This is a genomic window from Lachnospira hominis (ex Hitch et al. 2025) (assembly GCF_040096395.1).
GTDB lineage: Bacteria > Bacillota > Clostridia > Lachnospirales > Lachnospiraceae > Lachnospira > Lachnospira hominis.
Genome location: NZ_JBBMES010000005.1, coordinates 184412 through 206363, shown reverse-complemented (window position 1 = coordinate 206363; position 21952 = coordinate 184412). Strand labels below are relative to the sequence as shown.

Genomic DNA, 21952 nt, shown 5'->3' with positions numbered 1-21952 from the left:
CCTTTCACGTCAAAAATGTAAAGTGACTTGATTATAATAGTATAAATTACAAAAATATATAAATATGCATATCTATAAATATACTTATAACATATATATAATGATTTTACAAGTAAAAATGTGTAAAAATATTTTGATTTTACAGATAGTCTGTTATAATTAAATAACAAATAGGTAATTGCGAAACCGGATAAAAGTACCGGAACTTACAGCGGTGGCATGAAATTAAATAGCAAAATATGTGAGGAAATAGGTATGGCTGCAAAATTAAATAAAATTACAATATATATCACATCAATAGAAGTATTTTTTAATAGGGATGCTGATGGCAATAGAGTGTTTGATGAAAAATTATATAAAAAAGCATATAATATTGTTACTGAAGTGCGACGTAGTAAAGCTGACAAATTGAGATTTAATGAGGATAAATGCCGTTGTATTGCCGCTGGATTGTTATTAAATTATGCTTTAAGACAAGAAAAAGTGGATAATCATAGTGAAATTGTAATGGTGGATATAATTAAGGCATGTGATGGATATGATAAATCATATGATTATAAAATTAAATATCAGAAAAAAGGTAAACCTTATTTTAAAGATTACAAAGAATTGAATTTTAATATTACACATTCAGGAAAATATGTTGCATGTGCTATTTCTGATAAACCGATAGGAATTGATATGGAAGGAAACAGAAAAGATGTATGCAGCGTTGCAAGACGTTTTTTTAATAAAGATGAATCTGAATGGGTGTGCATGGCTGAGTCGGAATCGGAACAGAAAGAAAGATTTTTGAAAATATGGACATTTAAAGAAGCATATTCAAAGATGACAGGTGATGGAATCGCATTATGTTTAAAACAGCCATATTTTCAAGGCTTAAAAAATCTGAATGTGATAGAAAAATCATTTGAGGAGTATAGAATATGTGTTGTCAAAAAATAAATTTATTATACTTATGTATGGTTATCAAATCATATTTTTAATTAGAAAAATCCCGGCAAAGTAGTATTATGAGGTGTCACCTCAGATCTTTACCGGGATTTATTTATTTTTATTTATTTTCCTGATAATCAAGAGCTGCTTTGATAAATCCTCTGAAAAGCGGATGTGGTCTGTTAGGACGGGACTTTAATTCAGGATGTGCCTGAGTTGCAAGGAACCATGGATGTGAAGGAATTTCAACCATCTCAACGATTCTTCCGTCAGGAGAAATACCTGAAAGCTTCATGCCGTTTTCTGTAAGAACTTTTCTATAATCATTATTAACTTCATAACGATGACGATGACGCTCATGAATCTGCTCTTCACCATAAAGCTCGTAGGCCTTGCTTGTTTTATCAAGAACACAAGGATAAGAGCCAAGTCTTAATGTGCCACCGATATCATCAATGCCTTCCTGATCAGGCATAAGGTGAATTACAGGGTGTGTAGTATCCGGCTTTAATTCAACGCTGTGTGCATCTGTATAACCGATTACATCTCTTGCAAATTCAACGATAGACAACTGCATTCCGAGGCAGAGACCAAGGAATGGTACATTGTGTTCTCTTGCATAGCGGATTGCCTGAATCTTGCCTTCAATACCTCTGTCGCCGAAACCACCAGGAACAAGGATTCCTGATACATCGCCAAGAATTTCAGCTGCATTTTCAGCTGTAACAGTTTCTGAATCAACCCATTTGATAGTTACATCAGCTGAATTGTATACACCGCCGTGCTTTAAGGCTTCGACTACACTGATGTAAGCATCGTGAAGCTGTATATATTTACCAACAAGGGCAACAGTAACTTTCTTTGTAGGATTTTTCCATGCTTTACACATTGCACGCCATTCGTCAAGATCCGGTTCTGGACAGTCAAGCTGGAGACATTCACATGCAACCTGTGCAAGGTGTTCATCTTCCATTGCAAGTGGTGCATCATAAAGAATTTCAACATCAAGATTCTGAAGTACGTGTGATTTAGGTACGTTACAGAATAAAGCAATCTTATCCTTAATTCCAGGTTCAAGAGGATGCTCAGTACGGCATACAAGAATATCCGGCTGGATACCCATTCCCTGAAGTTCTTTTACACTTGCCTGTGTCGGCTTTGTCTTCATCTCACCTGAAGCCTTGAGGTAAGGTATGAGAGTAACGTGACAAAGGATAGCATTCTCACGTCCTACTTCGTGCTGGAACTGACGGATTGCTTCAAGGAAAGGCTGGCTTTCGATATCACCTACAGTACCACCGACTTCGATGATGGCAATCTTAGTTTTATCATCTGAGTAGTCGCGGTAAAATCTGCTTTTGATTTCGTTAGTGATATGAGGAATAACCTGAACAGTGCCTCCACCAAAATCACCGCGGCGTTCTTTCTGAAGAACTGACCAGTAAACCTTACCTGTAGTTACATTAGAATTTTTATTAAGACTTTCATCAATGAATCTTTCATAATGTCCGAGGTCAAGGTCAGTCTCGGCTCCATCATCGGTAACAAATACTTCACCATGCTGAATTGGATTCATGGTGCCTGGGTCGATATTAATATATGGATCAAACTTCTGCATAGTTACTGAAAAACCGCGGGCTTTCAATAAACGTCCTAATGACGCAGCAGTTATTCCTTTTCCAAGTCCTGAAACGACACCACCGGTGACGAATACATATTTTACGGGCATTATTTCCTCCATTCTGCCGGGTTGCGGCTGTAAAAAATTGTTATTAAAAATACATTAAAAATAAATATCCGGCAGCACAAAATAAAACACTACCGGGACAAATCATTTAATATTTAAAACCATTATACAACGAGTCGTTATTAATTTCCACATATTTTTTCAAAATAAATAGATAAATATATTACAGAGGGGCATGATAAAATTATAAAGTTAGTATAAAATAAGTAAAATTAGTTGTTTTTGATTGATTTATAAAATATTAATCTATATAATTAAGAAGACAATCATATTATTTTTTGATAATAAACTCAGCAATATACATAAGTGCTGTTTTATTATAAAATTAGAAATGGAGAATATATGGGAAACTGGGAAAATGATAACAGAAATTCCGGCGATAATGTAAATGGCAGACCACTTAATAACGGCAATGGCAGTAATCCGTCACCGGATAATAATAATAACCGTAACGGACAGGGGTATGGCGGATATAATCCACAGGGTAACGCCGGCGGTAATGGTTATAACGGCGGATATGGCAATAATGGCGGTAATGGCTATAACAGCGGTAACAGAGGTTACAACGGAATGCCTAACGGACCGCAGGGAGGACCTAATGGGTATGGACCGGGTAATTATAACAACTATAATAATTACAATAATGGACCGGGCAATAACCGCAATAATAATGGCAACAGAGGCGGCGGAAGAAATAATAATAACGAGAAGAAGCCAAAGAACTGGAATACAATAATACTGCTTACGATAGCATGTGTTGTTACATTTATCGGTATCACATTTCTTAATGGAATGTTAAAGAATGCAACATATAAAGAGATTTCATATTCTGAATTTCTTAATATGATTGATGAGAACAAGATTTCAAAAGTTAAGTTTGAACAGGATAGAATTATAATAACTCCTTCAGATGATACGATTGAAGATACCGCAATGGGAAAGATTAAGTACACATATTACACAGCATATATTAATGATGATGAACTTGTGCAGACATTGAAGGAACATTCAGATATTACAATAGCAGGTTATATTCCTGACTCAAGTTCATCTGTTATAGATTTCCTTCTTGCATATGTACTTCCATTGCTCCTTATGATATTCCTTTTCTCATTCATATATAGAAAGATTGCAAAAGGAAGCGGTATGATGGGCGGTATGGGCGTCGGCAAGAATACTGCCAAAGTATATGTACAGAAGAAGACAGGTGTTACATTTAAAGATGTTGCCGGTCAGGATGAGGCAAAAGAATCACTTACAGAGATTGTTGATTTCCTTCACAATCCTGATAAATATGCAAGAATAGGTGCTAAGCTTCCAAAGGGTGCACTTCTTGTAGGACCTCCGGGTACAGGTAAGACACTCCTTGCAAAAGCAGTAGCCGGTGAAGCCAATGTGCCGTTTTTTTCTCTTGCAGGTTCAGATTTCGTAGAGATGTTTGTCGGTGTAGGTGCGTCAAGAGTAAGAGATTTGTTTAAAGAAGCACAGAAGCTTGCACCATGTATTATTTTCATTGATGAGATTGATGCAATCGGTAAGAGCCGTGATTCGAGATATGGCGGTGGAAATGACGAGCGTGAACAGACATTGAACCAGCTCCTTGCGGAGATGGATGGTTTTGATTCATCTAAGGGACTTTTTATTCTTGCTGCGACTAACAGACCGGAAGTGCTTGATAAGGCACTTTTAAGACCAGGTCGTCTTGACAGAAGAATTATTGTAGATAAACCGGATTTAAAGGGAAGAATAGATACACTTAAGGTTCATTCAAAAGATGTTCTTATGGATGATTCTGTTGATTTGGAAGCAATCGGACTTGCGACAAGTGGTGCTGTTGGTTCAGACCTTGCAAATATGATTAATGAGGCTGCTATTGCAGCCGTCAAGGATGGCAGAAATGTAGTTTCACAGAAAGACCTTTTTGAGGCTGTCGAAGTTGTAATTGCAGGTAAAGAAAAGAAAGACAGGATTCTTAGCCGTGAGGAAAAGAGAACTGTCGCATACCATGAAGTGGGTCATGCACTTATTACAGCATTAAAGAAAGATGCTGAACCGGTCCAGAAGATTACTATTGTTCCAAGAACAATGGGGTCACTTGGTTATGTAATGCAGGTGCCTGAGGAAGAGAAGTATCTTATGACAAAAGATGAGCTTATGGCAAGACTTGTTACACTTCTTGGCGGACGTGCTGCAGAAGAGATTGTATTTGATACTGTTACAACCGGTGCATCAAATGATATTGAAAAGGCTACACAGATGGCAAGAGCCATGATTACACAGTATGGCATGTCAGAAAAATTTGGCCTTATGAGTCTTGAGACAGTTGAAAACAAGTATCTCGACGGTAATGCAAGACTTAACTGTTCAGATGAGACAGCAGCCATAATTGATGAAGAAGTAAAAGATTTATTGAAGAGATGTTTTGAAGAAGCTAAACAGCTTCTTTCAGAAAACAGGGATGTCCTTGATGAAATTGCCAAGTTCCTTTATGAGAAAGAGACAATTACAGGTAAGGAATTTATGAAGATTTACAGAGAAGTAAAAGGAATTCCGGAACCGGTGGACACAAGTGCAATGTCTAAGTCAGAAAAAGTTGCAGAGAGCGTAACATTTGCAGAAGACGGAAGTTATTCGTCAACTGTAAGCGGTCCTGTAGATGATTTCTGGGATAATGTTGGAAAAAATAAATCGAACAGCTACGAGAATAATTCTGGAAAACAGGAAGATTCTCAAAATACAGAAAACACAAAAAACAATACAAATAATTAAAATATGTTTCAGAAAAAGGGGTAATAATGGAATTTACACATTTACATGTCCATACGGAGTATTCGCTTCTTGATGGTTCAAGCAAGATAAAAGAGATTACATCAAGAGCAAAAGAGCTTGGAATGAAGAGTCTTGCAATAACTGACCACGGAGTAATGTACGGTGTGATAGATTTCTACAAAGCAGCAAAAGAAGTTGGCATAAAGCCGATTCTTGGATGTGAAGTATATGTTGCCCCGGGTTCAAGATTTGATAAGCAGCCGGGAGAATCAGAGAGCAGATATTATCATCTGGTTCTCCTTGCTGAAAATAATACCGGATACAAAAATCTTATGAAAATTGTTTCAAGAGGATTTACGGAAGGATTTTATTATAAGCCGCGTGTTGATTATGAAGTGCTGGAGCAGTTTCATGAGGGTATTATCGCATTAAGTGCGTGTCTTGCAGGTGAAGTACAAAGATATCTTGCAAGAGGCATGTACGAGGCAGGTTGTGAGGCAGCAAAGCGGTATGAAGGTATTTTTGGTAAAGGTAATTTCTTTCTTGAACTGCAGGATCATGGAATCCCTGAACAAAAGTATGTCAATCCCCAGTTGATCCGCATGTCGCAGGAATTGGGGATTGATTTAGTATGTACCAATGATGTGCATTATACATATGCACAGGATGCTGATGCACATGATATTCTTCTTTGTATACAGACAGGTAAAAAAGTTACAGATGAAAATAGAATGAGATATGACGGTGGACAGTATTATCTTAAATCGCCGGAAGAAATGGCAGAACTGTTTCCGTATGCACCACAGGCTCTTGAAAATACATGCAAAATAGCTGAAAGATGTAATGTTGAGATTGAATTTGGCGTAACAAAAGTACCGCACTTTGAGGTACCGCAGGGGTTTGATTCATGGACATATCTCAATCATCTTTGTAATGAGGGCATGAAACGAAGATATCCGGATGCAGATGAAGAAAAAAAGAAGCGTCTTGAGTACGAATTGTCGGTTATTCACAAGATGGGTTATGTAGATTATTTCCTTATAGTATGGGACTATATTAATTATGCAAAGACACATGGGATAGCTGTAGGACCGGGAAGAGGTTCAGCAGCGGGAAGCATTGTATCATATTGCCTTGGAATAACAGACATTGACCCGATAAAGTATAGTCTTATTTTTGAACGTTTCCTTAATCCGGAGCGAGTATCAATGCCCGATATTGACGTGGATTTCTGCTATGAGAGACGACAGGAAGTTATAGATTATGTAGTGGAAAAATATGGAAAGGATTGTGTTGTTCAGATTGTAACATTCGGAACGATGGCGGCAAGAGCTGTAATAAAGGATGTTGGACGAGTGCTTGATCTTCCTTATGCAATGGTTGATAATATTGCAAAAATGGTGCCTAGAGAAATAGGAATAACAATAGATAAAGCAATACAGGAAAATCCGGATTTGCGTAATGCATATGAAAATGATGCACAGGTCCATGATTTAATTGATAAGAGTAAACGACTTGAAGGATTACCTCGTCATGCGTCAATGCATGCGGCTGGCGTGCTTATAAGCCAGAAAGCCGTAGATGAGTATGTTCCTGTGGCGACAGGGGCAGACGGTGCTGTAGTGGCACAGTTTGTTATGACAACGCTTGAAGAACTTGGCCTTTTAAAGATGGATTTTCTGGGGCTTAGAACACTTACAGTAATTCAGGATGCCGAAAAGCTGGCGAGAAAGAAAAATCCGGAATTTTCAATAGATAATATTAATTATGAAGATAAAAATGTCTATGACATGATAAGCACCGGTAAATGTGAAGGTATATTCCAGCTTGAAAGTGCGGGAATGAAGAACTTCATGAAAGAATTAAAGCCGCAGAGCATAGAAGACCTGATAGCCGGAATATCGCTTTATAGACCGGGACCTATGGATTTCATTCCACAGTATATAAAAGGAAAGAATAATCCAGGAGATATTACGTATGACTGTCCTATGCTTGAACCGATATTAAAGCCGACATACGGCTGTATTGTATATCAGGAGCAGGTAATGCAGATAGTGCGTGACCTCGCCGGATATTCGCTTGGACGAAGTGACCTTGTCCGTCGTGCAATGTCTAAGAAAAAGACGTCTGTCATGGAAAAAGAAAGGCAGAATTTCATATATGGCAATCCGGAGGAAAATGTACCGGGTTGTATAAGTAATGGAATAGATGAAAAAACGGCTAATAAGATTTACGATGATATGATTGACTTTGCAAAGTACGCATTTAATAAGTCACATGCGGCATGTTATGCGGTTGTTGCGTATCAGACAGCATATTTAAAGACATATTACCCCGTGGAATTTATGGCGGCTCTTATGACGTCGGTTGTCGATAATACTGATAAGGTGGCGGGTTATATCTATGCATGCCGTCAGATGAATATACAGATGCTTCCTCCTGACGTAAATACTTCGGATATGGAATTTTCGGTTGAAGACAATGCGATAAGATTCGGTCTTTCAGCTGTAAAATCGCTTGGAAGACCGACGATAAAAGCTATAATTGATGAAAGAAATAAAAGCCGTTTTACAAGTATGCAGGATTTTATAAGCAGATTGTATACAGACTTAAACAAACGTACTCTGGAAAATCTTATAAAATCGGGGGCGTTTGACACATTCGGAAATAACAGACGCCAGATGATGAACGTGTATGCACGCATGCTTGATAATGAGGCAAAGCAGGGAAAAGATGCGATTTCGGGACAGATGTCGCTTTTTGACCTTGTTGATGAGAGTGAAAAATCACAATTTGAGATAAAAATGCCGGATGTAAGTGAGTATACAAAGGAAGATATTCTTGCATTTGAAAAAGAAGTGCTGGGAGTCTATGTAAGCGGACATCCGCTTGATGAATATGCTGCTATGTGGAAAAAACATATTTCAGCAATGTCCACAGATTTTGAGATTGATGATGAGACAGGTGAGCCGAAAGTCAAAGTGGATTCAAAGGCAACAATCGGCGGAATGATTATGGCAAAATCGGTGAAACCTACAAAAACAGGGCAGCTTATGGCATATCTTACGATAGAGGATTTGGTGGGAACTGTTGAAGTAATTGTATTTCCGAGGACATTTTCGACATATAGGAATATAATAGAAGGAACTGATAAATTATTCATAACAGGCAGAGTTAATGCTAATGCAGATGAAAATGCGAAGCTTATATGCGAAAGCGTAGTCCCTTTTGAAGATGTTCCGCGAAAATTATGGATAAGATTTGCAAGCGAGGAAGAATATCTTAAAAAAGCGGCGGATTTAGCGGAAGAATTAAAATATTCAGACGGAAAAGATTCAATTATAATTTACTGCACAAAAGAAAATAAGAGGATTGCACTTCCGCAGAGCAGAAACATCAGGATTACACCTGATATTCTGGCATCACTCAGGGCACAGTACGGTATTAAAAATGTTGAAACAACATAGTTGAAATACGGACGCGATTGCGGTAATATTATTTTAAGATATTCATAGGAAGAGCAGAAAGGAAGGAGTAGTTATGGCAAAGGAAATAAAAACAATTGGTGTTTTAACAAGCGGTGGTGATGCACCGGGAATGAATGCAGCGATAAGAGCTGTTGTCAGAACTGCACTGAACAAAGGGCTTAAAGTTAAAGGCATACAAAAAGGATATAATGGTCTTATTAATGATGAAGTTATAGACATGGATAAGAAGAGCGTTTCTGACATTATCCAGAGAGGCGGAACTATTCTTTACACAGCAAGATGTCTTGAGTTTATGACTGCAGATGGACAGAAAAAGGCAGCAGAAGTATGCAAAAAACACGGCATTGATGGCATAGTTGTAATTGGCGGTGACGGCTCATTTCGAGGTGCACAGAAGCTTGCTGAGAATGGTGTCAACACAATTGGACTTCCGGGAACAATTGACCTGGATATAGCATGTACTGATTACACAATAGGATTTGATACAGCTGTAAATACTGCCATGGAAGCTATTGATAAAATTCGTGATACATCTACATCACATGAAAGATGCAGTATTATTGAAGTAATGGGTAGAAATGCAGGTTATATAGCACTCTGGTGTGGTATTGCTAATGGTGCAGAAGATATTCTTCTTCCGGAAAGATATGATAATGACGAGCAGGCTATTATTAATCATATTATTGAAGGACGTAAGAAAGGCAAGAAACATCATCTTATTATTAATGCTGAAGGTATAGGCCACTCAACAGGTATGGCAAGACGTATTGAGGCAGCAACAGGCATTGAGACAAGAGCTACTATACTTGGTTACATGCAAAGAGGTGGTTCTCCGACATGTAAGGACAGAATGTATGCATCTGTAATGGGCTCATATGCAGTTGATCTGCTTGTTGAAGGCAAGAGCAACCGTCTTGTTGCATACAAGAATGGCAAATTCGTTGATTTTGATATAGATGAAGCACTTGCAATGAAGAAAGATATTAATGAGTATGAATTTAATATAAGTGCACTGCTTTCAAAGTAAAATTGTGCAGATTTATCAAATAATAATGCATAATATGTGCAGCAGTGGTTTTAAGACTTTAATATAAAAAGTAAACAGGAAAAATATATGATAACAAGTACAGGAAGTTCACAGGTTAAACGTGTAATCCAGCTTCAGAAGAAGTCAAAAATAAGAAAAGAAAACAGGCAGTTTGTTGTCGAGGGTGTCAAGATGGTGTGTGAAGCACCATTTGACCGTATTGAAAAAGTATATATGTCAGAAAGATTTGCAACTGACAATGAGGATTTTGTCAAGAAACTTGGAATGAGTGATGACAAAGTTGAGACAGTTGCAGATAACGTATTTGCACATATGTCTGATACACAGACTCCACAAGGCGTTATGGCTGTTATTAATATGAAAGAATACAGTGTTGATGATATTATAAAAGCCGGTTCTGACAGAAAACCTCTTATAATAGCAATAGAAAATCTTCAGGATCCCGGCAATCTCGGAACTATAGTAAGAATGGCTGAGGGAGCCGGTGTCACTGGCATTGTGATAAGTTCTAATGCCGTTGATATATATAATCCAAAGACGATACGTTCAACTATGGGGTCAATATACAGAGTTCCGTTTGTTTATGCTGCTGATTTTATAGGTGCAATTGAACTGATGAAAAAGAACGGAATTAATGTTTATGCGGCTCATCTTGACGGAAGTTGTGAGTATACGGAGGCTGATTATACAAAGTCAAGTGCATTTCTTATTGGAAATGAAGGCAATGGACTTACTGATGCGGCTTCTAAGGCTGCAGATAATCTTATAAAAATTCATATGGAAGGTAAGGTTGAATCATTAAATGCTGCAATAGCCTGTACAGTGCTTACATATGAAGCTATGCGTCAGAGACGGAGTTAATGACATTAATTTGTAAATATTTTAGAAATATAAAAAAATAATAAATTTTTAAGATAAGGGCTTCCAAAACACGTGGAAGCCCTTGTTTTATGCCATTTTTTAACAGATTTGACAAAGAAGCGTAACTTTGCTACAATACATCTGTAACAAAATGTAACAATTCCGTAACATTTTGTTTAGGCATAACAAATGCCGGAAAGGGAAAGCTTTATGAAACTTAGAAGTAGCAAAGCGGCAATTTGCACGGGGGCAGCCGTAGTTATGTTCCTTATGCCGGTTGTACCGGAAGTGGCAGTCGCAAAAACTACCTATGAGCAACCAGAAAGTACAGTACAATTCGATACAGAACTGAGACAGGCGTCTTACACTGTTAATGTGTCAGACATCGTTGCGACAGGTTATGTGGAGGAAAAAGAAACGGGGATGTATGCAGGTATGGCAATAGCCATAGCTGATCCTTATACTCAGGTGTATGCAATGGCCGATGAGAATTCAGAGGTTGTAGGTCAGATGGGACAAAACAGCATTGCATCTGCAGAAGAGATTGTCGGAGAATGGACAAAGATTGTATCCGGTAATCTTACAGGATTTGTTAAGACAAGTGAATTATGTTTTAATGAGGAAGCACAGGCACTTGGAAGCAGCTTAGGAGATGTGAGTGCTACAGTTGTGGCTGACAGTGCAGCATTGTATTTAACAGCTGACAAGTCACAGGCAGCAGATTTTGCAGCCAACGGAACACAATTCAAGGCAGTCGGCAAAAAAGGAAGCATGATTGCGGTAGAGTATGGTGAGTCAAAGGCATATGTGTATGCTGACCAGGTAAGCATAGAATATGCGGCAGGAACCGGATATACCAACGAAGAGATAGAAAATATAAAGGCTGAGGAAGAGGAGCAGAGACGTCAGGCAGAAGAGGCTGAACGTGAAGCTGCAAGAAAAGCCGAAGAAGAAAGAGCTGCCAGAATTGAAGCAGCTATGACAGATGTAGGTGTTTCATATAATCCGACAATGGAAGCAAGTGCAGAAGAAGTATGGCTTCTTGCATGTGTCATTGACTGGGAATCAGGCTGGGAACCATATGAAGGCAAACTTGCTGTAGCCAATGTTGTATTAAACAGAGTAAGAAACTCAAGATATGACAATACAATCACAGGTGTTATTTATGCAAGAAGCCAGTTTTCAGGTGTATCTGACGGATATGGCAATGCAAGTTCAACATTTCAGGCAAGACTCGATGCAGGTCCAAGAACACAGGAGTGTCTGGAAGCAGCAATGGAAGCATTGTCAGGTGTGAACAATATAGGCTCATATACATCATTCAGATCAGTTTCAATTGCAAACTATGATGCATATTCAAGCTTTACAATAATAGGAGGTCATGTTTTTTATTAAGATAATTAACGGCATCTTAATAAATATGGCTGATGTAAGATAAAAATTGAATTATTATATATATTTAATCCGGGACAGACTGAGTATTTGCTAGGCTGTCCCGGATTTTCTTTCTATATTGCACACAGACATGATTTATGATACACTATACCACAAATATGTATATTTGGAATGGAGATAAAGATAGCTATGGATTTGACAGGACGCGATTTTTTAACTTTAAAAGACTATACACCGGATGAGATTGAATTTCTTATTAATCTGTCAGGAGAACTTAAAGAAAAGAAAAAGAAGGGTGTAGTTGAGCAGCCGTTAATCGGCAAGAATGTTGCACTTATATTTGAAAAGACAAGTACAAGAACACGTTGTTCATTTGAAGTGGCAGCACATGACCTTGGAATGGGCACTACATATCTTGATCCTAAAGGTTCCCAGATTGGCAAGAAAGAGAGTATTGCCGATACAGCAAGAGTTCTTGCAGGAATGTATGATGGAATAGAATATCGTGGATTCGGTCAGGAAATTGTTGAGGAGCTTGCAAAACATTCAAAAGTACCTGTCTGGAATGGTCTTACTAATGAATATCATCCTACACAGATGCTTGCAGATATGCTTACAATTCGTGAGAAACTTGGACATTTAAAAGGTGTTAAGTTTGTATACATGGGTGATGCACGTTACAATATGGGTAATTCACTTATGATAGTATGTGCAAAGCTTGGTCTTCATTTCACTGCATGCACAACAAAAGAATATTTTCCAAATGATGAGCTTGTTGCACAGTGTAAGGAATGGGCAAAGGCAAGTGGTGGTTCAGTTACATTATGTGAAGATGTGAAGGAAGCGACTAAAGATGCAGATGTAATATATACAGATGTATGGGTTTCAATGGGTGAACCTGACGAAGTATGGGAAGAAAGAATCAAAGCACTTTTACCATATCAGGTTAATCGTGCAGTTATGGAAAATGCATCAAAAAATGCCATTTTCATGCATTGTCTTCCTGCATTTCATGATTTAAAGACAACAATCGGTGCTCAGATTCATGATAAATTCGGACTTGATGAGATGGAAGTTACAGATGAAGTATTTGAATCATTACAGTCTGTGGTATTTGACGAAGCAGAGAACAGAATGCATACAATCAAAGCTGTTATGGCAGCTACGCTTGGTGCATACAAATAAAATATACTATAAAAAATAATGCGGAGGCAGAATTGATATGTATTATACAACCAGTGGTGCATACAGAAAATCAAAAATGATTATAGATTATGCCAATATAGCTCTGACAGTGTGTGTTGGCGTAATGTTTATCCTGATATTATTTTTCAGAAGCAGCAGCGGAATAATATTTCCATTGATATTTCTTGCAGGCTGTCTCGTTAATGCATTGACATCTGCCAAACGTTTTATGGAAAAAAATAAAGTGGCAGGTGTTATTCTGGCAATTACAGCGGTAGTATTATTGGTTTTGTCAGCAATGTGTTTTGCAGCAGTATTGAAATAGTAAGGTGGCTTCACATGAAAACAAAAATTTTAAAAATATTAAGAAATGCAGACGGTTTTGTTTCGGGACAGGCAATATGTGAAAGCCTCGGAGTATCAAGAACTGCTGTATGGAAAGTTATTAATCAGCTGAAAGAAGAAGGTTATGAATTTGATGCGGTGTCCAATAAAGGATACCGTATTGTAAACTATCCTGATATTTTGACGAAATCAGAAATAGAAAGCCAGCTGGATAAAAATGATATTATAAAAAAAATAGTGTTTTTTGATGAGACAGATTCAACTAACAACCGTGCAAAAAAGGCTGCGGAAGAAGGCGAAGAATCGGGAACTCTCTTTATAACTGAATGTCAGACAGGTGGACGTGGAAGAAGAGGAAGAAACTGGGTTTCTCCACCGGGAAGCGGAATCTGGATGACACTTCTTATACGCCCGGATATAAGACCGGATGAGGCATCAATGCTTACGATAGTTGCAGCTATGGCTGTTTCGTCTGCAATAACAAAGGTTACAAAATATGATGCCAAAGCAATTTTGTCTGATGAGAAGGACATTTCGTTTGCGGATAACAAGATAGAGCAATGCAAAATAAAATGGCCTAATGATATAGTTCTTGATAAAAAGAAAATATGCGGTATTTTAACGGAGATGAGTGCCGAACCCGAGCATGTCAATTATGTTGTTACAGGCATAGGCATAAATGTCAATACGACTGAATTTGCCGACGAGATAAAAGATATGGCATCGTCAATATTTGTACAGACAGGTGTAAGAATAAAAAGAAGCCATGTTGTTGCACAGTTTGCACATGATTTTACGGAATATTTTAATAGATTTATAAAGACACAGGATTTGAGCCTGCTCGTTGATGATTATAATAAAATGCTTATTAATGCAGGAAAGACTGTGCGTATCGAGGAGAGAGGAGATGCATATACTGCCGAGGCGTATGGAATAGACAATGAAGGCAGGCTTATTGTAAAGGTGGATGATACAGGTGAGGAAAAGAAAATAATAGCCGGTGAAGTATCGGTGAGAGGATTATATGGATATGTTTGATGAAGAAGTTGTATTATGTGCTTCAAGTGCATATGAAAAGAAATTTTATCTGAATGAAGAATTTTCGAGACTTCCTGAAGATATAAAAAATGAACTTAAAATAATGTGTGTTCTTTTTACAGAAGAAGTGGGAGGAATACTTGAACTTGTATTTGACGAGGAAGGTAATCTTTTATTCAGAACAGATGCAGATGAAAATGATTTGCTATATGATGATATTGCATGCGGAATGCTTATAAAGAAGATGCAGTACGAAAAAAGAGAGCTGCTTGAATCACTCGAAATGTTTTACAGAGTATTTTTCCTCGGCGAGGACGGACAATGAAAATAGGAAATGTCAATATAGAAAATAAAGTATTTCTTGCACCTATGGCGGGTGTTACAGATTTGCCGTTCAGGCTTTTATGCCGCGAGATGGGCTGTGGGCTTTTGTATACAGAAATGGTTAGTGCAAAAGCTATTTTGTACAATAATAAAAATACAGACGCACTTCTTCGTGTGACTGAAGCGGAAAATCCGATAGCAGTACAGCTTTTTGGTTCAGACCCGCAGATTATGGCAGATATGGCAAAAAGACTTGAAGAAAGACCATTTGATGTAATAGATGTCAATATGGGATGTCCGGTTCCAAAGGTTGTAAATAACGGAGAAGGTTCGGCACTTATGAAAAATCCTGTGCTTGTCGGCCAGATTGTTGAGGCTATGGCAAAGGCAGTAAAAAAGCCTGTTACAGTAAAGATTCGTGCAGGATTTAATGATAAGAGCCTTAATGCACCAGAGATTGCACATGTTATTGAAGAATCAGGCGGTGCGGCGGTTGCTGTTCATGGCAGAACGAGAGAGCAGTATTATTCTGGGCATGCTGACTGGAATATAATCAAAAAAGTAAAAGATACTGTATCAATTCCCGTAATAGGCAATGGTGACATACTTACAGGTGAAGATGCGATACGCATGTTTAAAGAGACCGGCTGTGATGCAGTTATGATTGGCCGCGGAGCGAGAGGAAATCCGTGGATATTTAATCAGATAAATGAATATCTTAATAATGGGACAACAATAAAGCCACCGGCAATTAACGAAATTCATGATATGATTTTAAGACATGCTTCAATGCTTATAGAGGCAAAGGGCGAATATACAGGAATCCGTGAGATGAGAAAGCATTTTGCATGGTATACGGCAGGAATGAAGCATGCGGCAGTATTAAGAAATGAAGTGAATCAGGTGGAACACTTTAAGGAGCTTGAAAGCCTGTGTGAACGTCTGGTTTTACATTATTGACAGAAGAAAAAGTGTAGTGTATAATATTGTGACTGGTTTTAATAAACAAATAAAATTTTAGTATATAAATGGGAAAGGTGAAGGAATTATGGCAGAGAAGCAGTTTCTTACAAAAAAAGGTTATGAGGAAAGAGTAGCATTACTTGAGAATCTCAAGGTAGTCAGAAGAAAGGAAGTTGCACAGAAGCTCAAGGAAGCAAGAGAGCAGGGCGACTTATCAGAGAATGCCGAGTATGATGCAGCAAAGGACGAGCAGCGTGATATCGAGGCACAGATTGTTGAACTTGAAAACATTTTAAAGAATGCAGAGATTATTCAGGATAACGATAAGAGCAAAGACAAGATTAAGATGGAAAGTGTTGTAAAGCTTCATGATGTAGAATATGATGAGGATATTGAGTATACAATCGTAGGTTCTTCAGAAGCAGACAGCTTAAATAATAAGATTTCTAACGAGTCACCACTTGGAGCAGCTTTAATTGGCAAGAAAGTGGGAGATACAGTTAAGATTGAAGCACCTGTAGGTGAGATTGAATATAAGGTTGTTTCAGTAAATAATGACTAATTAGTTGAATTTATTTTAAGGAGAGACACAAAGTTGGCAGATAATAAGAATACACAGGCAGCGGATGTTAATGAACAGATTAAGATTCGTATGGATAAATTAAAGGCTCTTCAGGATGCCGGCAAGGATCCATTTCAGATTACAAAGTATGATGTAACACACCATACAGATGAAATCAGAGCTATCTACGAAGCTCATGAGAAGGAACTTCTTGGTGACAGACCAGCGGTAAATACTGAAGGATTAGACGAGCAGCAGGCAAGAGAAGCAGTTAATGCTGATTATAATGAGAGAAGAGCTATTATGGATGCTTCTCCTATAGAAGTAAGCTTCGCCGGACGTATGATGTTCAAGAGAGTAATGGGTAAGGCATCTTTCTGTAACATTGCAGACCTCAAGGGTAAAATGCAGGCTTATATTTCAAAGGATGCAATCGGCGAAGAAGCATATGCAGACTTCAAGAAGTCTGATATTGGTGATATTTTCGGTGTTAAGGGATTTATTTTCAGAACTAAGACAGGCGAGATTTCTGTTCATGTTGAAGAACTTACGCTTCTTTCAAAGAGCCTTCAGGTACTTCCTGAGAAGTTCCACGGTATTACTGACACTGATATGAGATACCGTCAGAGATATGTTGATTTGATTATGAATCCTGAAGTTAAGGATACATTTGTTAAGCGTTCAAAGATTATCAAGGAAATCAGAAATTTCCTTGACGGCAGAAACTTTATGGAAGTTGAGACACCTACACTTGTGTCTAATGCCGGCGGTGCTGCTGCAAGACCATTTGAGACTCATTACAATGCACTTAATGAGGATGTTAAGCTTCGTATTTCATTGGAACTGTACCTTAAAAGACTTATTGTTGGTGGTCTTGAGAGAGTTTATGAAATTGGACGAGTATATCGTAACGAAGGTGTTGATACAAGACACAATCCTGAGTTTACACTTATGGAACTCTATCAGGCATATACAGATTATGAAGGCATGATGGAACTTACTGAGAGTATGTTCAGACACCTTGCCCAGACTGTATGTGGTACAACCAAGATTACTTACAACGGAACAGAGATTGACCTCGGAAAGCCATTCAGAAGACTTACTATGAATGATGCAATCAAGGAATATGCAGGCGTTGATTTTGATACAATTAAGACAGATGAAGAGGCTAAGGCACTCGCAAAGGAAAGAGGAATTGAATTCGAGGAGCGTCATACAAAGGGCGATATCATCAATCTTTTCTTCGAGGAATACTGTGAAGAGAACTTAATCCAGCCTACATTTATTATGGATCATCCTCTTGCAATTTCACCTCTTACAAAGAAAAAGCCATCTGACCCTGAAAAGGTTGAGCGTTTCGAGCTTTTCATCAATACATGGGAAATGTGTAACGCATATTCAGAACTTAACGACCCAATCGACCAGAGAGAGCGTTTTGCACAGCAGGATAAGAATGCCGAAAACGGTGACGAAGAAGCCCAGCACACAGATGAAGACTTCCTCAATGCACTTGCTGTAGGTATGCCTCCTACAGGTGGTATCGGTTACGGTATTGACAGACTTGTAATGCTTCTTACAGATTCGCCTGCTATCAGGGATGTATTGCTCTTCCCGACGATGAAAACTTTGAGTAAAGAAAACCAGTAAAATCAAGGGTTTCAGCGATTTTGAGTTGTGATTTACTACAAATTTACTACAAATTTGCTACGTATAATACGGAATAATACTTGATAATACGTTTTGTGCGACATTTAATTTTATAGGGTATGTACCTTTAGGACACTTTCCAAGTGAGAATTTGGGAGTGTCCTTTTGTTATGGTCAAAAATAAAATTTGGAGGTAAATACAATGAACAGTACAGCGTTAGGAGCAGAAAAGAAAGAAAACATTATTTTTATCAGCGATGCACATGAGAAATTCTATTACGAGAAGTTAAAAGAGGTAAGGTATCAGGATGTTTACCACAAGGCACTCTGCTACTGTCTTGGCATCAGTGACGATACCAGAAGAAATATTAAAAGCATTTATGATTTTAAGACAGGCTGCGTGAAAACGGAATGCCTGCAGGAAGGCTGGCAGACCAGCGGAAGCGTGAAAGTAGTCAGAATGGCATTTAATCTGTACTGTAATGGTACACCGAGTGTTTTTGACTATGAGGATATGGAGGAGCAGATTGACGAGTGCAGGAATTACACGGTGGAGGAACTGTTCTGCTGTGCCTACGCACCATATTTTTGGCAGGCGGTACAGATTCGTTATCCGGAGTATGCAAGATACAACCGGGAGCTGTATGCCCTGTTTGGAGGAGCAGACTAATGTTAAAGGTCAGACTGATGGGAACGAAGAACGATATTACTTGGTTCGGAAAGATATTGAACAATAATTCCAAAATTGAAGTTACCGAATTTTCAGATTTGTACCCGAACAAGGGGACAAAGAAGTTTTACAGAGCGTATGTGGAAGTAAGAAAGAGCAATGTAGCAGAGAAATCATAGAAAACAGCATAGAAAAAGGAGAATGTATCATGTGTAAAGTTATATCAATTGCAAACCAAAAAGGTGGTGTGGGTAAGACCACCACCACAAGCAACTTAGGAATCGGGCTGGCAAAGCAGGGAAAGAAAGTCCTGCTGATCGATGCGGACGCACAGGGGAGCCTGACTGCAAGTTTAGGCTTTACGGAACCGGACAAGCTGGAGGTCACGCTTGCCACGGTCATGGCAAATATTATCAATGATGAGGAAATGGAAAAGGGATACGGCATTTTGGAGCATGAGGAGGGCATTTCCCTCATGCCGGGAAATATTGAGCTGTCCGGTCTGGAGGTATCGCTTGTGAATGCCATGAGCAGGGAGCTGGTGCTGCGTTCCTACATAGAGCAGGTAAGGGAGGACTACGATTACATTCTGATTGACTGTATGCCCTCGCTTGGCATGATAACCATAAATGCCTTTGCCTGTGCCGACAGTATCTTAATTCCCGTGCAGGCGGCATATCTGCCCGTAAAAGGTTTGGAGCAGCTTATCAAGACCATAGGCAGGGTAAAGCGGCAGATCAATCCAAAACTGGAGATAGAGGGGATTCTGCTGACGATGGTGGATAACCGCACCAACTATGCAAAGGACATCAGTGCATTACTGATTGAGAATTATGGAAGCAAGGTTAGGATATTTCAGAACAGTATCCCGATTTCCGTAAGGGCTGCGGAAATTTCAGCAGAAGGTGTCAGCATCTATCGGCATGACCCGAAGGGGAAAGTGGCGAGTGCCTATCAGTCTTTGACGGAGGAGGTGCTTCGTGATGAGTAAGGCAGGAAGTGCATCAAAGGTCAAAATAAATAGTTTTGATGATCTGTTCGGAGCTTCCCAAGCTCCGGCAGGCACAGAGCAGGTGCGGGAGATACCGCTTTCCGAGCTGCATGAGTTTAAGGGACACCCGTTCAAGGTGCTTGACGATGAAAAGATGCAGGAAACCGTGGAGAGCATTAGAAACTATGGTGTGTTAATGCCCGGTATTGCAAGACCGAGGGCAGGGGGCGGCTATGAGATCATTGCCGGGCACCGCAGGAAGCACGGGTGCGAGCTGGCAGGGCTTTCCACCATGCCGATGTTCGTGCGGGATTACAGCGATGATGAAGCAACGGTTATCATGGTGGATACCAACATTCAGCGTGAGGATATTTTACCCAGCGAAAAAGCAAGGGCTTATGCAATGAAGTATGAAGCCATGAAACATCAGGGCAAAAAGGGAAGCGGAAGCAGCCTTGACGAAGTGGGGGAAGCTGCCGGAGAGAGTGGAAAGACGGTGCAAAGGTATATATGGCTTGCCCGTCTGTCTGATGAATTGCTGGATATGGTCGATAAGAAGAAAATCGGTCTGGTGCAGGGCGTTGACATATCGTTTCTCACGGAACAGGCGCAGGAATGGGTACAGGTCATTCTGGAGGAAACAGGTGCAGCAATTTCCACCCACCAGTCGGCAAAACTGAAGGAGTATGGAAAAAACGGGGAGCTGACCCTTGCAATGGTAAGGCTCATTTTGACGGAGGAAAAGCCGAAGGAAAGAAAGGTCACAATCAAAGGCGAGAGGATCAGCCGATATTTTACGGAGGAGTATTCCAGTGAGGAAATAGAAAATATCATCTATCAGCTATTGGAGGAATGGAACGCCGCAAATGGCGTGAGCAAGCAGTAAAGGAGGCACGGAAAATGGGCGGTACAATCAAATTCGATTATTACTACGGAATCGAAGCGGAGCAGTTTTCGTTTTACCGTGTTCCACGTCTGCTGATTAAGGACGAGAGGTTTAAGGGGCTTAGCAGCGATGCTAAGCTCCTCTATGGACTGATGCTTGACCGTATGGCACTTTCCATGAAAAATGGCTGGCTTGATGATGAAAACAGGGCGTATATCATTTATACGGTGGACAGTATCATGGAGGATTTGGGATGCGGCAAGGATAAGGCGATAAAAGTCCTTGCCGAATTAGATACCAATAAAGGGATCGGTCTGGTGGAACGGATACGCAGGGGACTTGGCAAGCCGGATATTATTTATGTGAAGAACTTTGTTATTCCAGAGGAAAATGATGAGCAGCCGGATAAACAGGGAGGCGATAAAGGTGCTTTTACTGAGGACGGAGAAGCCGACTTGCAGAAGTCGGAAAAACCGACTTCAAGAAGTTTGAGAAGCCGACTTCAAGAGGTCGGAAAAACCGACTTCAAGGATTCGGATAATCAGACTTCAGGAGGTCGGGAAAACGAACTTCAAGAGGTCGGAAAACCAGCCCCTAATTATACTGACTATAATAATACTGACATGAGCTATAACAATCCTATCAATCAATCAGGAGACCCGGAGCAGAGAAACGATAAGATTGATGTGATGGAGGACGTGAACGCATACATAGAGCTGATTAAGCAGAATATTGAGTATGAGCATCACATGAAGTATGATAAAAGGCAGGACAGGGATTTGTATGAGGAGCTTTTTGAGGTCATCTGTGAAGTGGTATGCGTAAAGCGTAAAACGGTCAGAATAGCGGGAGAGGATTACCCATATGAGCTTGTAAAATCGAAATTCCTGAAGCTCAACAGCGGGCATCTGGAGTATGTGATCGGCTGTATGCACGATACTGTCACAAAGATAACCAACATTAAGGCATACATGGTTACAGCACTTTATAATGCTCCCTCAACTATGAACCATTATTATCAGCAGGAGGTACAGCATGATATGTATGGCGGCGGCTGGGAGGAAAAAGGGATTGTCTGAAAGAATTGGAAAGATTTT

19 protein-coding genes are annotated in these 21952 nt (G+C 39.4%); 18 read left to right on the top strand and 1 reads right to left on the bottom strand.

The window, feature by feature from the left end:
• Nucleotides 1–255 precede the first annotated feature (255 nt).
• Complete coding sequence (locus WMO38_RS07110; RefSeq protein ID WP_349161971.1) at nucleotides 256–945, top strand: 4'-phosphopantetheinyl transferase family protein; 690 nt, start codon at nucleotides 256–258, stop codon at nucleotides 943–945.
• 109 nt (nucleotides 946–1054) lie between these two features.
• On the opposite strand, the gene pyrG is transcribed toward WMO38_RS07110, so the two are convergent.
• On the bottom strand, nucleotides 1055–2665 hold the full coding sequence (pyrG, locus tag WMO38_RS07105; RefSeq protein WP_021865277.1) for a CTP synthase: 1611 nt from the start codon (nucleotides 2663–2665) through the stop codon (nucleotides 1055–1057).
• A 588-nt stretch (nucleotides 2666–3253) separates the two neighbouring features.
• Between pyrG and ftsH the strand changes: the two genes are divergently transcribed.
• The 17 genes from ftsH to WMO38_RS07020 all read left to right on the top strand — a co-directional run bounded on the left by ftsH (nucleotide 3254) and on the right by WMO38_RS07020 (nucleotide 21934).
• A complete protein-coding gene (gene ftsH, locus WMO38_RS07100) occupies nucleotides 3254–5452 on the top strand; it encodes an ATP-dependent zinc metalloprotease FtsH (protein WP_349161976.1) in 2199 nt (732 codons plus the stop codon).
• Nucleotides 5453–5478: 26 nt separating this feature from the next.
• A complete protein-coding gene (locus WMO38_RS07095) occupies nucleotides 5479–8919 on the top strand; it encodes a DNA polymerase III subunit alpha (protein WP_349161970.1) in 3441 nt (1146 codons plus the stop codon).
• Between the two features lie 73 nt (nucleotides 8920–8992).
• On the top strand, nucleotides 8993–9967 hold the full coding sequence (gene pfkA / locus WMO38_RS07090) for a 6-phosphofructokinase (protein WP_021865274.1): 975 nt from the start codon (nucleotides 8993–8995) through the stop codon (nucleotides 9965–9967).
• A gap of 87 nt (nucleotides 9968–10054) precedes the next feature.
• The gene (locus WMO38_RS07085) at nucleotides 10055–10849 is read left to right on the top strand and encodes a TrmH family RNA methyltransferase (protein ID WP_349161969.1); all 795 of its coding nucleotides are present in this window, start codon (nucleotides 10055–10057) and stop codon (nucleotides 10847–10849) included.
• 210 nt (nucleotides 10850–11059) lie between these two features.
• Nucleotides 11060–12244 (top strand): cell wall hydrolase, encoded by a 1185-nt coding sequence (locus WMO38_RS07080; protein WP_349161968.1) that lies wholly within the window; start codon nucleotides 11060–11062, stop codon nucleotides 12242–12244.
• A 189-nt stretch (nucleotides 12245–12433) separates the two neighbouring features.
• Nucleotides 12434–13429: an ornithine carbamoyltransferase gene (gene argF / locus WMO38_RS07075; protein ID WP_349161967.1), complete on the top strand. Its 996-nt coding sequence runs from the start codon at nucleotides 12434–12436 to the stop codon at nucleotides 13427–13429.
• A gap of 37 nt (nucleotides 13430–13466) precedes the next feature.
• Nucleotides 13467–13754: a DUF6637 family protein gene (locus tag WMO38_RS07070; RefSeq protein WP_021865270.1), complete on the top strand. Its 288-nt coding sequence runs from the start codon at nucleotides 13467–13469 to the stop codon at nucleotides 13752–13754.
• A gap of 14 nt (nucleotides 13755–13768) precedes the next feature.
• Nucleotides 13769–14812: a biotin--[acetyl-CoA-carboxylase] ligase gene (locus tag WMO38_RS07065; RefSeq protein ID WP_186836430.1), complete on the top strand. Its 1044-nt coding sequence runs from the start codon at nucleotides 13769–13771 to the stop codon at nucleotides 14810–14812.
• A complete protein-coding gene (locus WMO38_RS07060) occupies nucleotides 14805–15137 on the top strand; it encodes a DUF6145 family protein (protein ID WP_186836550.1) in 333 nt (110 codons plus the stop codon). Before WMO38_RS07065 ends, WMO38_RS07060 begins: the two co-directional genes overlap by 8 nt.
• Nucleotides 15134–16096 carry a tRNA dihydrouridine synthase DusB gene (gene dusB / locus WMO38_RS07055; RefSeq protein ID WP_021865267.1) on the top strand — a complete coding sequence of 321 codons (963 nt, stop codon included), beginning with the start codon at nucleotides 15134–15136 and terminating at the stop codon, nucleotides 16094–16096. The genes WMO38_RS07060 and dusB overlap by 4 nt, the downstream gene beginning before the upstream one ends.
• An 88-nt stretch (nucleotides 16097–16184) precedes the next feature.
• Nucleotides 16185–16661, top strand: a complete 477-nt coding sequence (greA, locus tag WMO38_RS07050; protein WP_349161966.1) for a transcription elongation factor GreA — start codon at nucleotides 16185–16187, stop codon at nucleotides 16659–16661.
• A 90-nt stretch (nucleotides 16662–16751) separates the two neighbouring features.
• Entirely contained in the window at nucleotides 16752–18308 is a 1557-nt protein-coding gene (gene lysS, locus WMO38_RS07045) for a lysine--tRNA ligase (protein WP_349161975.1), read from the top strand.
• A gap of 202 nt (nucleotides 18309–18510) precedes the next feature.
• The gene (locus tag WMO38_RS07040; protein ID WP_055194884.1) at nucleotides 18511–18978 is read left to right on the top strand and encodes a DUF6075 family protein; all 468 of its coding nucleotides are present in this window, start codon (nucleotides 18511–18513) and stop codon (nucleotides 18976–18978) included.
• Nucleotides 18978–19157: a hypothetical protein gene (locus WMO38_RS07035; RefSeq protein WP_055194882.1), complete on the top strand. Its 180-nt coding sequence runs from the start codon at nucleotides 18978–18980 to the stop codon at nucleotides 19155–19157. The genes WMO38_RS07040 and WMO38_RS07035 overlap by 1 nt, the downstream gene beginning before the upstream one ends.
• A gap of 29 nt (nucleotides 19158–19186) precedes the next feature.
• A complete protein-coding gene (locus WMO38_RS07030) occupies nucleotides 19187–19969 on the top strand; it encodes a ParA family protein (protein WP_055194881.1) in 783 nt (260 codons plus the stop codon).
• A complete protein-coding gene (locus WMO38_RS07025; RefSeq protein ID WP_055194879.1) occupies nucleotides 19962–20855 on the top strand; it encodes a ParB/RepB/Spo0J family partition protein in 894 nt (297 codons plus the stop codon). Before WMO38_RS07030 ends, WMO38_RS07025 begins: the two co-directional genes overlap by 8 nt.
• Nucleotides 20856–20869: 14 nt before the next feature.
• Nucleotides 20870–21934 (top strand): DUF6017 domain-containing protein, encoded by a 1065-nt coding sequence (locus tag WMO38_RS07020; protein ID WP_055194877.1) that lies wholly within the window; start codon nucleotides 20870–20872, stop codon nucleotides 21932–21934.
• Nucleotides 21935–21952 lie beyond the last annotated feature (18 nt).